Source organism: Rhizobium sp. AG855, assembly GCF_003610655.1.
Taxonomy (GTDB): Bacteria; Pseudomonadota; Alphaproteobacteria; order Rhizobiales; family Rhizobiaceae; genus Allorhizobium; species Allorhizobium wuzhouense.
This window is the reverse complement of record NZ_RAQG01000003.1, coordinates 456,043-469,493: the sequence shown is the minus strand read 5'-3', so window position 1 is coordinate 469,493 and position 13,451 is coordinate 456,043. Positions and strand designations below refer to the sequence as shown.

General features: G+C 62.8%; 13 protein-coding genes. 6 read left to right on the top strand and 7 right to left on the bottom strand.

Annotated features, from left to right (window positions below; genetic code table 11):
• The first annotated feature begins 45 nt into the window (after positions 1-45).
• From DFO46_RS02245 to DFO46_RS02235, 3 genes are all read left to right on the top strand, one after another.
• Positions 46-1,152, top strand: coding sequence for a GTP-binding protein (locus DFO46_RS02245; protein WP_120276188.1), 1,107 nt, complete (start codon positions 46-48; stop codon positions 1,150-1,152).
• A gap of 68 nt (positions 1,153-1,220) precedes the next feature.
• The gene (locus DFO46_RS02240) at positions 1,221-2,207 is read left to right on the top strand and encodes a WD40 repeat domain-containing protein (protein WP_110791559.1); all 987 of its coding nucleotides are present in this window, start codon (positions 1,221-1,223) and stop codon (positions 2,205-2,207) included.
• A gap of 305 nt (positions 2,208-2,512) precedes the next feature.
• Positions 2,513-4,360: a methyl-accepting chemotaxis protein gene (locus tag DFO46_RS02235; protein WP_120278109.1), complete on the top strand. Its 1,848-nt coding sequence runs from the start codon at positions 2,513-2,515 to the stop codon at positions 4,358-4,360.
• Between the two features lie 77 nt (positions 4,361-4,437).
• Here DFO46_RS02235 and DFO46_RS02230 read toward each other — a convergent pair whose 3' ends face one another.
• The 5 genes from DFO46_RS02230 to odc2 all read right to left on the bottom strand — a co-directional run bounded on the left by DFO46_RS02230 (position 4,438) and on the right by odc2 (position 8,923).
• Positions 4,438-5,070, bottom strand: a complete 633-nt coding sequence (locus DFO46_RS02230; protein WP_120276187.1) for an outer membrane protein — start codon at positions 5,068-5,070, stop codon at positions 4,438-4,440.
• 295 nt (positions 5,071-5,365) lie between these two features.
• Positions 5,366-6,064 carry an OmpW family protein gene (locus DFO46_RS02225; RefSeq protein WP_120276186.1) on the bottom strand — a complete coding sequence of 233 codons (699 nt, stop codon included), beginning with the start codon at positions 6,062-6,064 and terminating at the stop codon, positions 5,366-5,368.
• Between the two features lie 270 nt (positions 6,065-6,334).
• Positions 6,335-6,970 (bottom strand): outer membrane beta-barrel protein, encoded by a 636-nt coding sequence (locus tag DFO46_RS02220; protein ID WP_120276185.1) that lies wholly within the window; start codon positions 6,968-6,970, stop codon positions 6,335-6,337.
• A 153-nt stretch (positions 6,971-7,123) separates the two neighbouring features.
• Complete coding sequence (locus DFO46_RS02215; protein ID WP_110791552.1) at positions 7,124-7,720, bottom strand: N-acetyltransferase; 597 nt, start codon at positions 7,718-7,720, stop codon at positions 7,124-7,126.
• 69 nt (positions 7,721-7,789) lie between these two features.
• Positions 7,790-8,923: an ornithine/lysine decarboxylase gene (gene odc2 / locus DFO46_RS02210; RefSeq protein WP_110791550.1), complete on the bottom strand. Its 1,134-nt coding sequence runs from the start codon at positions 8,921-8,923 to the stop codon at positions 7,790-7,792.
• A gap of 572 nt (positions 8,924-9,495) precedes the next feature.
• Here odc2 and DFO46_RS02205 point away from each other — a divergent pair.
• From DFO46_RS02205 to DFO46_RS02195, 3 genes are all read left to right on the top strand, one after another.
• On the top strand, positions 9,496-10,392 hold the full coding sequence (locus DFO46_RS02205; protein WP_110791548.1) for a LysR family transcriptional regulator: 897 nt from the start codon (positions 9,496-9,498) through the stop codon (positions 10,390-10,392).
• A gap of 87 nt (positions 10,393-10,479) precedes the next feature.
• On the top strand, positions 10,480-11,124 hold the full coding sequence (locus DFO46_RS02200; RefSeq protein ID WP_120276184.1) for a DUF1007 family protein: 645 nt from the start codon (positions 10,480-10,482) through the stop codon (positions 11,122-11,124).
• A complete protein-coding gene (locus DFO46_RS02195) occupies positions 11,118-12,251 on the top strand; it encodes a nickel/cobalt transporter (RefSeq protein ID WP_120276183.1) in 1,134 nt (377 codons plus the stop codon). Before DFO46_RS02200 ends, DFO46_RS02195 begins: the two co-directional genes overlap by 7 nt.
• A 13-nt stretch (positions 12,252-12,264) precedes the next feature.
• Here the strand turns inward: DFO46_RS02195 and DFO46_RS24085 are convergent, their stop codons facing one another.
• Positions 12,265-12,666 (bottom strand): hypothetical protein, encoded by a 402-nt coding sequence (locus DFO46_RS24085; protein ID WP_245422497.1) that lies wholly within the window; start codon positions 12,664-12,666, stop codon positions 12,265-12,267.
• 19 nt (positions 12,667-12,685) lie between these two features.
• The gene (locus DFO46_RS02185) at positions 12,686-13,390 is read right to left on the bottom strand and encodes a GNAT family protein (RefSeq protein ID WP_120276182.1); all 705 of its coding nucleotides are present in this window, start codon (positions 13,388-13,390) and stop codon (positions 12,686-12,688) included.
• Positions 13,391-13,451 lie beyond the last annotated feature (61 nt).

Genomic DNA, 13,451 nt, shown 5'->3' with positions numbered 1-13,451 from the left:
CATTACAGCCGCATCGCCCGGCGCCCCCTGACATCAGAGGCTTTCATGACCGAAGCATCCGCGAAACCGACACCCGTCACCGTGCTCACAGGCTATCTCGGCGCCGGCAAGACGACGCTGCTCAATCGCATTCTCTCCGAGAGCCACGGCAAGAAATACGCCGTCATCGTCAACGAATTCGGTGAGATCGGCATCGACAACGACCTCATCGTCGAGTCGGATGAAGAAATCTACGAAATGAACAATGGCTGCGTCTGCTGCACGGTGCGCGGCGACCTGATCCGGGTCGTCGAAGGCCTGATGCGCCGTCCCGGCCGCTTCGACGGCATCATCGTCGAGACCACGGGCCTTGCCGATCCGGTTCCCGTCGCCCAGACCTTCTTCATGGACGACGATGTCCGCGCCAAGACCGAGCTCGACGCCGTCGTCGCTTTGGTCGACGCCAAGCACCTGCCGCTCCGCCTGAAGGACAGCCGCGAAGCCGAAGACCAGATCGCCTTCGCCGATGTCGTCGTGATCAACAAGACGGACCTCGTCAGCCATGACGAACTGCATCAGATCGAGCACATCGTCCGCGCCATCAACCCGTCGGCCCGCATCTATTCGACCACCCGCTCGGGCGTCGACCTCGCCAAGGTGCTGAACCAGGGCGCGTTCAATCTCGAGCGCGCGCTGGAAAATGATCCGCACTTCCTCGACCATGACGACCCGGACCATGTCTGCGGCCCGGATTGCGACCATGATCACCACCACCACGGCCATGACCACCATCATGACCATGATCACGGGCACGACCATCATCACGATCATGGCCACCATCACCATGACCACGCCCCTTCGGCGATCCACGATGTGACGGTGACCTCGGTCTCGCTGCGCGGCGGCGAGATGAACCCGGACCGCTTCTTCCCCTGGATCCAGAAGGTGACCCAGACCCAAGGGCCGAACATCCTGCGCCTCAAGGGCATCATCGCCTTCAAGGGCGACGAGGAACGGTATGTCGTGCAGGGCGTGCACATGATCGTCGAGGGCGATCACCAGCGCCCGTGGAAGGATGGCGAGAAGCGCGAAAGCCGCCTGGTCTTCATCGGCCGCGAACTCGACCGCGAAAAGCTTGAAGCGAGCTTCAAGGCCTGTGAAGCCACAGCCTGAACCGTCTGAGCGGGGCGTGCTCTGCGCCCCTCACCGCTTGAACTCTGCCTGAAAGAAAGCCTGTCCGTATGCCCACTGTCGCACCGCTCGATATCGAAGGCCACGTTGTCTCGACCCACTTTCTCGGTGACATCCCGGTCTTCGCCGCCGCGAGCGGTGCCATTCACCGGTTGGACGGCGGCGAGAAGGTGACCGAGGCCAATGCCGGCCTGCTGACCTGCGTCAAGGATGCAGCAAGCCAGACTCTGCTGACGGGCGGCGAAGACGGCCGCGTGCTGCGCATCGCGCATGACGGGACAGTCACGGAACTGGCCCATGTTCCACGCAAATGGATTTCGGTCGTGGCCCCCGGCCCGCAGGGCGCGGTCGCCTATGCTGTCGGCAAGTCGGCCTTTGTGCGTCTCGCCGATGGCACGACCAGGGAATTCACGGAAGAGCGCACCGTCGAAGCCATCGATTTTGCACCCAAGGGCCTGCGCATCGCAGTCGCCCGCTACAACGGCGTCACCCTGCATTGGGTGGGCACCGCAGGTGCCCCCGTCGATCTCGAATGGAAAGGCGCCCATACCGGCGTCACCTTCTCGCCCGATGGCCGTTTCGTCGTCACCATGATGCAGGAATCGGCGCTGCACGGCTGGAAGCTGGACGGCAAGGGCTCGGACACCCGCCACATGCGCATGACCGGCTATCCGGCCAAGGTGAAATCCCTCTCCTGGTCGCCCAAGGGCAAGTGGCTCGCCTCGTCAGGCGCGCCCGCCGCCATTGTCTGGCCCTTTGCCGGCAAGGACGGCCCGATGGGCAAGGCACCGCTGGAACTCGGCACACGCGCCAACATCATGGTCACCTGCGTCTCCTTCCATCCCGCCGAAGAGGTTCTCGCAATCGGCTTCATCGATGGCATGATCCTCGCGGTCCGCATCGCCGATGGCAAGGAAGCCCTGCTCCGCCGTCCCGGCAAGGGTGCCGTCACGGCCATGGCCTGGAGTTCGAGCGGAAAACTGCTGGCTTTCGGTTCGGAAGCGGGCGACTGCGGCGTCATCGACATCGCCGGCTGATTGCGCCGCAAACCCCTGCCACGGCTTGAAATTGCGTGTATTTTCGGTGCTTTTTAGCCAAGGGTAGCAAAATTGGCTAAAATTCGCATATTGGCGTTTATCGATCACTTACCTTAACTGTGCGGTAGTAATTGCATCCCTAATTTCAGGGAGGCGAACAAGAGACATAAAGCCGTGTTTCGCCAGCAGTGGGAATTATTCCTTTTACTTTGCGTTTGAACCAGATCAACGACGGCAGGCCTCGCCTTCGGCGCGCAGACGCGTGCGTGCCGGCTGGCCTTGTCGGCCTCGCCAATGGACCGCCCATGAATCTCAATCTCAAAATCGTCGTCACGGCAGCGGGCCTTGCCCTCGCGGCCGGCATCGTCGCGGTCGCGGGGATTGGAGCCCAGACCTTGCAGACGCTGAAGGTCAACGGCCCGATCTACAAACAGATCGTCGATGGCAAGGATCTGATCGCAGACATCCTGCCGCCGCCGCTTTATCTGATCGAATCCTACGCCCTCGCCAACGAAACCGTGCTGCATCCGGACACCGCCGGCGTCAACGTTCCGCGCTTCGACGCCCTGCAGAAAGCCTATGACGAGCGCCGGGAATACTGGAAGAGCTCGACGCTGCCCGACAATCTGCGCGATCAGCTCTACAACAAGGTGCTGACCAAGGGCGATGTCTACTGGAGCACGCTGCGCAACGACTACCTGCCCGCTTTGCAGGCCGGCGATGAAAGCGCTATCAGGCCGGCCCTGCTCAAGTTGAAAACCGAGTTCCACGATCACGAAGTCTCGGTGAACGAACTCGTGGCCATGGCAACGGAATATCTGGTCGGTCGCGAAAAATTCGCCGCGGAGGAATCGGCGAGCCGGGAATCGCTGCAGTTGATGCTCGGCATTCTCCTGATCAGCACGGCCCTCGGCACGGTCTTTTTCATCCATCGCCGTGCTCTGAAGCCGCTTGGTGAAATCACCGACTACATGACGCGTATGGCGGGTGGCGACCTCCAGACGGCCGTGCCGCATGCGCGACGCAAGGACGAGATCGGCCATATCGCGACCGCCGTCGAAGTCTTCCGCCAGGCGGGCCTGGAAAATCAGCACCTGCAGGCCGAGACCGAATCCGCCCGTTCCGAGGTCGATCGCCAGCGCGCGGCGCGCGATCAGGATCGCATGATCGAGGCGGAAGCGCTCAGGTTCGTCATCGAGGCACTGGGTGCCGGCCTCCATCGTCTGGCCGAATGCAACATCCGCATCACTCTGGACGAAGCCTTCGACGCAAGGTTCGAACCGCTGCGCCAGGACTTCAACCATTCGATCGCCACCTTCCAGACCACCCTCGAGAAGGTCCTGGAGGAAACACGCCGGCTGCTCGAAAACAGCCAGGAAATGCGTGACGCATCCGGCAATCTCGCCACCCGCACCGAACAGCAGGCCGCAGCCCTCGAGCAGACCTCGGCAGCGCTCGAACAGGTGACGAAGACCGTCCGCTCCTCGGCCGAACGCACGCATGACACCCGCGAACTGGTCCGCGAGGCGAAGAACTGTGCCGAAGCCTCCGGTGCGGTGGTCAGTTCGGCCGTGTCGGCCATGCAGCGCATCGAGACCGCCTCCTCCGAGATCGGCCAGATTATCGGCGTCATCGACGAGATCGCCTTCCAGACCAACCTGCTCGCGCTCAACGCGGGCGTCGAGGCAGCGCGTGCCGGCGATGCCGGCAAGGGTTTTGCCGTCGTGGCACAGGAAGTCCGGGAGCTGGCGCAGCGCTCGGCCAATGCCGCGCGCGACATCAAGGGATTGATCCAGAAATCGAGTGTCGAGGTATCGTCCGGCGTGCAGCTGGTCGGCGAGACCGGCACGGCCCTGACGCAGATCGGCGACTATGTCAGCCGTATCGACACGAATGTCGACGCAATCGCCATCGCCGCGCGCGAACAGGCAGTCGGACTGCAGGAAATCAGCACCGCGATCAACAGCCTCGACCAGATGACGCAGCAGAACGCCGCCATGGTCGAAGAGACGACGGCAATCAGCCACACGCTGGCGGAAGGGGCGGTGCAACTCACATCGCTGGTCAACCGGTTCCAGCTCAACCGCCGCAGCGTCTCCCGCGAAGGCATGACGTCACAGGCGCGTCTCCACGACGCATCCTCCGCCGCCTGATCGCTCGGAAGACAGGAAAAACGCAAAACGCCCGGCCATCCGCAAGGAAGGCCGGGCGTTTCACATGATCAGGTCGATCAGAACTTGACGGCGAGGCCGACGTTCACGACGTGCTGGTCGAACTTGACATCCGTGCCGCCGAGGTTGCCGCTGCCGAAGTCGTTGTAACGATATTCGAGGCGGGTGAACACGCGGTCGGTGAGAGCGTAGTCAACGCCACCGCCGATGGTCCAGCCATGCAGCGTGTCGTCGAAGCTACCGCCAGGGCCGTCAGACTTGATGTTCGTGCCGGTGTAACCACCAGCTGCGAACAGCAGGGCGCGGTCCATTGCGTAACCGACGCGAGCACGAGCCGACCAGTTCAGGCCGCTCTTGACGTCAGTTGCGAAGACGGTTTCTTCGTTCCAGTCGTAGTTCAGGTCGCCTTCAACACCAACAACGAGCTGGTTGCCGAGGTCCCAGTTGTAGCCGGCGAAGCCGCCGAAGCGTGCGCCGTCAAAGCTTTCGGTGCCAGCGACACCGCTGAGTTCGCCGTCGCCCCAGCCGTAGCCGGTCAGAATACCGGCATAGCCACCAGCCCACGAAAACTGCGGTGCAGCTTCAACAGCAACCGGCGGCTCTGCGGGAGCTTCGTAGATTGCATCCGCTGCGAAGGCCGAGGTCGAAATTGCCACAGCTGCGGCAGATCCGAGAAGGAAGGTTTTGAACATATGAGTCACTCCTGTTTACAAGGTCGCTTATATCACCATCCGGAGATTGTTTGTGTATTAATTATACAACACAACAAAACAAACCCTGCTGGTGCGTGAGTTCCCGCCCGCGCGATGGACTCGCCGGACCCAGCCGCAAAAGTCCCCAAGCGTTAGATGGTTCCCAACTTGGACCGAAAAATGTTCGTGACGCACACAAGACTGTGAGGCGTGGCGAAATGGCCACGATTTCGCGCAAGAAAAAAGGGCGATCACCGCTGTGATCGCCCCTCGCAACTGCGCAAGAAATGCAATGTCAGAACCGGTAGGTCACGCCGGCACCGACCAGCCACGGATCGAGCTTGGCCTTGCCGGTATAGGTCGTGCCGCCGATGGTGGTCTCGAAGTCGGGGCGCAGGAACAGCTTCTTGACGTCGAAGTTCACGCCCCAGTGGTCGTTGATCATGTAGTCCGCACCAATCTGCAGCGCGGCACCGAAGCTGTCCTTCACGTCGAGCGCGCTCGCCGTGTCGCCGGACTGCTTGTAGAACATCGTGTAGTTCACGCCGGCACCGACATAGGGCTTGAAGGCACCAAAATCGGTGAAGTGATACTGCAGCGTCAGGGTTGGCGGCAGCACCCAGGTCTTGCCGATCTTGCCGAGCCCGCCGATGGTGCCCTCGCCATAGACATTCGCATAGGTCGTTCCGAGGATCAGCTCGGCGGCGATATTGTCGGTCAGGTAGTAGCTGATATCGAGTTCGGGAATGACGGTGTTGCTGTAGGACAGATCCGAACCGCCGATCTGGTCGACCGAACCGGAATCATTGGTGATGACGCCGAGGCCGCGCACGCGAACCTGCCAGGGGCTCAACGCCTGGATCGCATCGGCCGTCGCCTGGGGCACCGGGTCCTGCGCGGGCGCGAGATCCGCAGCCATGGCCGCCGGAGCGACGAGCATCAACAGGGTGGTGGTGGCAAGCGCGCGATCGCGCAGGGTCCGGGCGGCAGTCATGGGTCTCTCTCCTTGAACATCTGTTTTGGCAAAGCCACCCGCAGGTAAAGGCTGGACCACCCCATTCGGATTGAGCCAGATCAATAGGTTAGCAATATCGAACGGAGAAATGTCCGCGCGGGCAGAGTGTGACTGAAAAACCACGGCCAGGATTGACGATTGGGAAAACGGCGCACGGACTTCAGGCGACGGAGTGCGCGCCCGCACAGCAAACAGAAGCCCGGCCCCGTCATGGACGGAGGCCGGGCCCGACTCGCTGCGGTGGATCGATCAGAATTTCAGGCCGATCCCGGCCTGCACGACATGTTGGGTGAAATCGATATTGACCGGCCCGATATCGGCACTGCCGTAATCGTTGTAACGATATTCCGCCCGTGCAAAGAGGCGATCCGTCACCGCGTAGTCGATGCCGGCGCCGACGGTCCAGCCGTTCATCGTCTCCTCGATGGACACGCCGGTATCCTCGAAACTGAACTGTGCGGCGGCCCATCCGCCGGCCGCATAGATGAGGGCGCGATCGACGGCATAACCGATGCGGCCGCGAATAGCCCCCTGGATCGTGGTTCCGAAGGTCTCGGTTCCATCCTCGCGCTCGTTCCAGTCATAGCCGAGGTCCCCTTCGATACCGGCAATCAGCGAGGAGCCGAGGTCGAAGTTATAGCCGGCAAAACCGCCGAACCGGCCACCGTCGAAATCGATGGTGCCGGTTGCGCCGCCGGCCGCCGCATCGCCCTCGCCCCAGCCGTAACCGGCATGGAGCCCGACATACCCCCCAGCCCAGGAAAAGGATGGCACGCCTGCCGCCTCCGGCGGCGGCGCCGGCGAGGCTTGAACCGCGTCGGCGGCCCGTGCTGCAACGGTGAGCAGAAGCGCCAGGGCCACTCCGCTCGACAAGACTTTCAACATTCCCACTCTCCCTCATCACCAGAACCCGCTTGTTCGGTCGAGGCGATTTTAAAAAGGGTATGGGAGAGGCAAAAGTCCAATCTCTGCACGCATTTGAGGGACCGCGTGGTGGCGCGCGGCCCCTCACTGGAGGTTCGGGAAATGTCTCGGCGCTCAGGCAGCCCGGCGGAATGCCGACGGTTGCGACAGCTTGCGGCCGGAGGCGACCACCATGCCGGCCGCCCCTTCCAGCCAGCCGGGCACGAGTTCGAGCGCCAGGAAGCGGTCGCGGGCAAAGGGACCAGGCATCACGAGATGCTGCGTCTTTTCGGCAAAGAAGCCGAAGCGCTCGTAATAGGGCGCGTCGCCGACCAGCAGCACGGCGCCATGGCCACGCTTCTTCGCTTCCATCAAGGCAGCCCGCATCAGGGCTGCCCCGACACCCTTGCCCTCATGGGCGGAATCGACGGCAAGCGGCCCGAGCAGCAAAGCGTCGATGGCCTTGCCCTCGCGGCTGACGCCGGCTTCGATGTTCCAGAGCCGAACCGTACCGATGACGTGGCCGTCGCGGTCGCGCGCGACAAGTGCAAGCCCTTCGGCCGGGATCCGGTTGCGGCGGATCTTCTCGGACGACTTCTTGCGGCGATCCGCACCCATGGCGCGGTCGAGCAGCGCTTCGCGCGCAACGACGTCGGCCGGCGTTTCAGTATCGATGACAAATGCAGGCGCCGGCGCGAAAAGCGCGCGCATGCTGGTCAGAACAGCGGCCATTCTGGCCTCCCATCCCAAGCGATGATGATGATTGTGAAGGTCCGCGCCGGTTGGCCGGCGCGGGAGACGTCAGATGACGTAGGACTTCAGCGGTTCGAAGCCGTTGAACGCCACCGCCGAATAGGTGGTGGTGTAGGCGCCGGTCCCCTCGATCAGAACCTCGTCGCCGATCGAAAGCGAGATCGGCAGCGGGTACATGTTCTTCTCGTACAGGACGTCGGCCGAATCGCAGGTCGGACCGGCCAGCACGCAGGGCTCCATCGCGTCGGCGTCACGGGCGGTGCGGATCGGGTAACGGATCGCTTCGTCCATGGTTTCGGCGAGACCGCCGAACTTGCCGATGTCGAGGAACACCCAGCGGTGCTCGTCATTGTCAGACTTCTTCGAGATCAACACGACTTCCGCCTTGATCACACCGGCATTGCCGACCATGCCGCGGCCCGGCTCGATGATGGTCTGCGGGATGTGGTTGCCGAAGTGCTTCTTCAGCGCACCGTTGATCGCACGGCCATAGGCTTCCGCCGACGGGATGTCGCGCAGGTACTTGGTCGGGAAACCGCCGCCCATGTTGACCATCTGCAGGTGGATACCCTGCTTGGCCAGCGACGAGAACACGCGCTTGGCATCGGCAAGAGCCGAATCCCAGGCATCGACCTTGGTCATCTGCGAACCGACATGGAACGACACGCCGAACGAATCGAGGCCGAGCTGGTGAGCGTAGACGAGAACGTCGACGGCCATCTGCGGCACGCAGCCGAACTTGCGCGACAGCGGCCATTCAGCACCTTCGCCATCGGTCAGCACGCGGCAGAACACGCGGGAACCGGGAGCGGCACGCGCGATCTTTTCGACTTCCTCGTGGCTGTCGACGGCATAGAGGTTCACACCGAGCGCGAAGGCGCGGGCAATGTCGCGCTCCTTCTTGATGGTGTTGCCGAACGAGACGCGCGAAGCGTCAGCACCGGCATCGAGCGCCATCTGGATTTCCGCGACCGAAGCGCAGTCGAAGTTCGAGCCCATGGAAGCGAGCAGCGACAGGATTTCCGGAGCCGGATTTGCCTTGACGGCGTAGTAGATCGCGCTGTCCGGCAGGGCGTGACGGAAGGCCTGGTAGTTGCCGCGCACGACGTCGAGATCGACCACGAGGCAGGGACCTTCGGGACGTCGGGTGTTGATGAAGTCGAGGATGCGTGCAGTGGTCATCGATGTAACCTTCCAAATTCCAGCGATACCCGAAGCGGCCAAGCTTCGGATGGACAAAGGACGGCGAGACATCGCTCGAAACCAGTCGGTGGAGACACCGGTACCGTACGAACGCTCGACGCGCGAAACGATGGATGAACGCACTCTTGCCTGAGCGCATAAATCCGCTTTGTCTGCCATGGATTGGAGGGAGACCCTACCGCACGTCCGGCAATGATGGTGTGCCTCTTCAGTACCCCGGCTGATGGAAAGCCGGCAGAGAACCAGAAAGGCCCGCACCGTCGTTGCTTCAAGATGTCCTCGCATTTCCCGGTTGGCCGGAATAGCGACTGGAGGGGTTAGTTCCAGGTACCTTACCGATGACCTCACCTTAGGGATAAATCCCAGTTCGAGGGTCGGCGGACACCCACAGGCACGTGCGACTTTGGGCAAGCAGGAGATAAGAAATGCGATCGTCATAATCAAGCGGTTTTTTCGCCTGCCGGGGAAGTTTTTTCCCGCATTTATCGATATCTGTTGAACGAACTCGCGCGAATGTTCACAATCCGGAGAAACAGGAGACCGATGACCTCATGGACACGCTGACCCGAATTCGTGCCTTCATCGATGTGGTGGAAGCCGAAGGCTTTTCCGCAGCGGCTCGCAAGACGGGCCGGTCCAAGGCGCTGCTGTCGAAGTATGTCCGTGAATTGGAAGACGAATTGGGCGCGCTGCTGCTCAACCGCACCACCCGGCAATTCTCCATGACCGAGGCCGGCCACACCTATTATCGCACGGCTGCCGACATTCTGAAGGAGATCGACAACCTCGCCGACCTCGTGCGGGAGAACAATGCCGACCTCAAGGGCAAGCTCAAGGTCACCCTGCCGCGCACCTTCATCGACGCGGAAATCGGCCAGTCGCTGATCGATTTCGCCAGCGAAAATCCGGAACTGGCGCTCGAAATCGTCGCCGAAGACCGTTTCGTCGATCTGATCGAGGAAGGTTTTGACCTGGGCATCCGAATCACCAAGCTCGACGATTCGGGCATGATCGCCCGCAAGCTTTCCGATTTCCGCATCTACGCCTGCGCCACACCCGCCTTCGTCGCCGCCCATGGCCCGCTCAGCCACCCGAGCGAACTGTCCCGCCTACCCTTCCTCATCGACACCAACTCGCGCTCGCACAACAGCGTCCGCTTCGTCGAACCGGAGGACGGCGCAACGATCTCGGTCAGCGTCAGCGGCCCGATCGAGGTCAACAGCCCGCAGGCGACGCTGCGCGCCGCCCGTGCCGGTCTCGGGGTCGCGATGATCCCGGATTTCATCGCCCGCCCCTATATTGCCTCAGGCGAACTGATCTCCCTCTTCGACGACTTCATCCCGAAGGATCGCGGCATCTATGCCGTCTATCCGCATCGGCGCTATCTGCCGGCGAAGGTGCGCGCTTTCGTCGACTATCTCCACGCATGGTTCAAGCGCTATGCCTGACCGCCTGACGGAACAACGGGTCCCATTTTCGTCCCAATCGTGAGGCACGGAAGGCACCCTGAACGGAACGCGGGAAGGTCGAATTACATGCGCGGATGCCTTGGATATGCAGCGGCGGCCCTTGCCCTGTTGCTCGCCACACCCGCATGGTCGCATCCCCATATCTTTGCTGAAGCAAGGCTGGAGATCGTCGCGGCCGATGACGGCACGGTCAAGGAACTGCGCAATGTCTGGCGCTTCGACGACGTCTTCTCCTCGAGCGTCCTCATGGACTTCGACAAGAACAGCGACCTGAAGCTCGACCACGCGGAACTCCAGGAGATCGCCCACACGATCCGGGAATCGCTCGGCGACTACAGCTATTTCACCTTTATATCCAAGGACGGCGCCTCGTCCGAGGTCGCCAAGCCCGATGTCTTCAACGTCGACTACAAGGACAATCAGCTCCTCGTCTTCTTCATCGCCAAGCCGAAGACCCCGCTGAAGATCGGCGGCCGGATGAATTTCGGCGTCTATGACCCGACCCTCTACACGGCCATCGACTTCGCCAAGGACACCGACATCGTTGTCGAGGGCAAGGCTTTCGCCGCCTGCAAGCATCAGGTGGTGCGCCCGGACCCGGACCAGGTGATCGCCCAGAACCAGTCGAACCTGACCGAAGCCTTCTTCAACGATCCGGCCGGCACCGACATGGGCAAGCTCTTTGCCACCCGCCTGGAGCTGACATGCTGAACGGGGTCCGCGCCAACAAGGCCCTGCCCCTGCTGCTGACGCTCGGCGTCCTCCTGCTGGCATCGAGCCTCGCACATGCGGCATCGCCGCTTGGCGTCGGCGCCGCCGAACCCTCCTACCAGCCGGCAAGCGGCCCCTTCGCCCATCTGCTCGTCTGGATCAACACCCACCAGCAGGCCTTCTACCGGGCGCTCACCACGGCGCTGAAGGCCATGCGCGAAGACCCTTCCGCGCTCGCGACGCTGGTCGGCCTCTCCTTCGCCTATGGGGTCTTCCACGCTGCCGGCCCCGGCCACGGCAAGGCGGTGATCTCCTCCTATATGCTCGCCAATGAGATCGAGCTGAAGCGCGGCATTCTCGTCGCCTTCGTCTCGGCCCTGCTGCAGGCCGTGGTCGCGATTGCCGTCGTCGGCGCTGCCTATTTCGTCCTGCGCGGCACCGCGATCACCATGACGGTTGCGACCCAGGCGCTGGAAACGGCAAGTTACGCCATGATCGTCGCCTTCGGCGTCTGGCTTCTGGTCCGCAAGCTGAGGGTCTCGTTTGCGCCCGCCCTGCGCCGCAACACTGCGGCGTCCCCCCTCTTCGACGGTCCAGCGCCGGCAATGAGCCCGTCCGGTGTCACGGCGTCACTGTTTGCCGACACCAACGAGCCGGCCACCGCGCCGAAGAATCGACCGGCGGCGGCCTCCCGCTTCCGTGCCGATGCCGTCAGCCACGATCATGATGCCCTGGCGCCCGGATCGATCTGCCATGAATGCGGCATCCCCCACGCGCCCGACCCTGCCATGCTGCGCATGAGCGCCTTCGGCCTGCGGGATGCCTGGTCTGCGGTCATTGCGGTGGGATTGCGCCCGTGCTCTGGCGCGCTTCTGGTCATGACCTTCGCGCTGCTCAACGGCCTGGTGCTCGGCGGCGTGCTTTCGGTCTTTGCCATGGCGCTCGGAACGGCGATTACGGTCTCGGCGCTCGCAGCCCTTGCCGTCGGCGCCAAGGGGCTGGCGCTCAGGCTGTCCGGCCCCGGCTCCCGCCGTGCCGGGATGGTGGCAAGCGGCATCGAGATCGGCGCCGCCGTGCTGGTCATCCTGCTCGGCGCCCTGCTGCTTGCGGCAAGTCTGCAGGGCTGAGTTATCCCTGGGGTCAGTCGTTCTCGTGGCTGCGCTGGTAGCGCGAGCGGAGCCACAGGATGAGGAACATCGCCATCAGCCCGATCGCACCGACGAAGGCACCGAGTTCCGGCGAATAGGCGCCAATGCCGAGCACGATGGTCGGCAGGAGCAGCATCAGACCCACAACGACCACGACGATGACGGCGGCGGAGACCGCCGGCGACTTGGGCGCGCCAGCCGCAGCACTGCCGTCCGTCCGGGGCCTGCGCTTCGGTGCCGGCAGGAAGCGGAAGGCGTAGACAACGAGACCGATCAACACGCAGATCCCGACCGAATAGGCGACCGTCGTGTTGAGATAGCTGCCATAGGCAAGCGCCGCGACGACCAGCACCGTGCCGACATTCAGGATGATGCTGAAGATGTTCTTTTCCACGAAACCGTCTTTCCTTGTCTTATGCCTGTTTGGCGGCCGGATCGGACGCGGCGATGCCAGCCCGCAGGTCTTCCAGCTTCTGCTTCTGCTTGCCCTCGGCGTCAAAGTTCTCCGGTGCCAGCCACGCCTCGAAAGCAGCCCCGATCACAGGCCATTCGCTGTCGATCATCGAGAACCAGGCCGTGTCGCGGTTCTTGCCCTTGGACAGCATGTGCTGGCGGAAGACGCCTTCGAACTGGAAGCCGTAACGGAGCGCAGAGGCCTTGCTCGGCGCATTCTCGTTGTGACACTTCCACTCGTAGCGACGGTAGCCAAGATCTTCGAACACGTGTTTCGCCAGCAGGTAATGCGCCTCGGTCGCAAGCGGCGTGCGGCTCATGGCGGGCCCATGCGCCACGCCACCGATCTCGACCACGCCATTCGCCGGGTCCGGCCGCATGTAGTTGGCCATGCCGACCACCTGGCCCGTTGCCTTGTCGCGAAACACTTCCGTCACCCAGCCGCCCTTCTGGACAGCACTCAGCCAGGCGTCGAAATCGGCAAGACCGCCGAAATCGGGCTGGGTGAAATAGGTGAGCAGCGGATTGATCTCCATGCCGCCGAGCCCGTCCCACAGCGCCTCCAGATGCGCTGCGCGGTCATAGGGTTCGACAACGACAAAACGCCCCTCCAGCCGAACGGGCTGGGGAGCGGCACATCCCTTGAAGGTGGACAGATCGCGCATGGCGGGCCTCCGGCTAACTGATTGCCTGAGGCTTAGGCCACCGGCCGGCCAAAGGCAACCG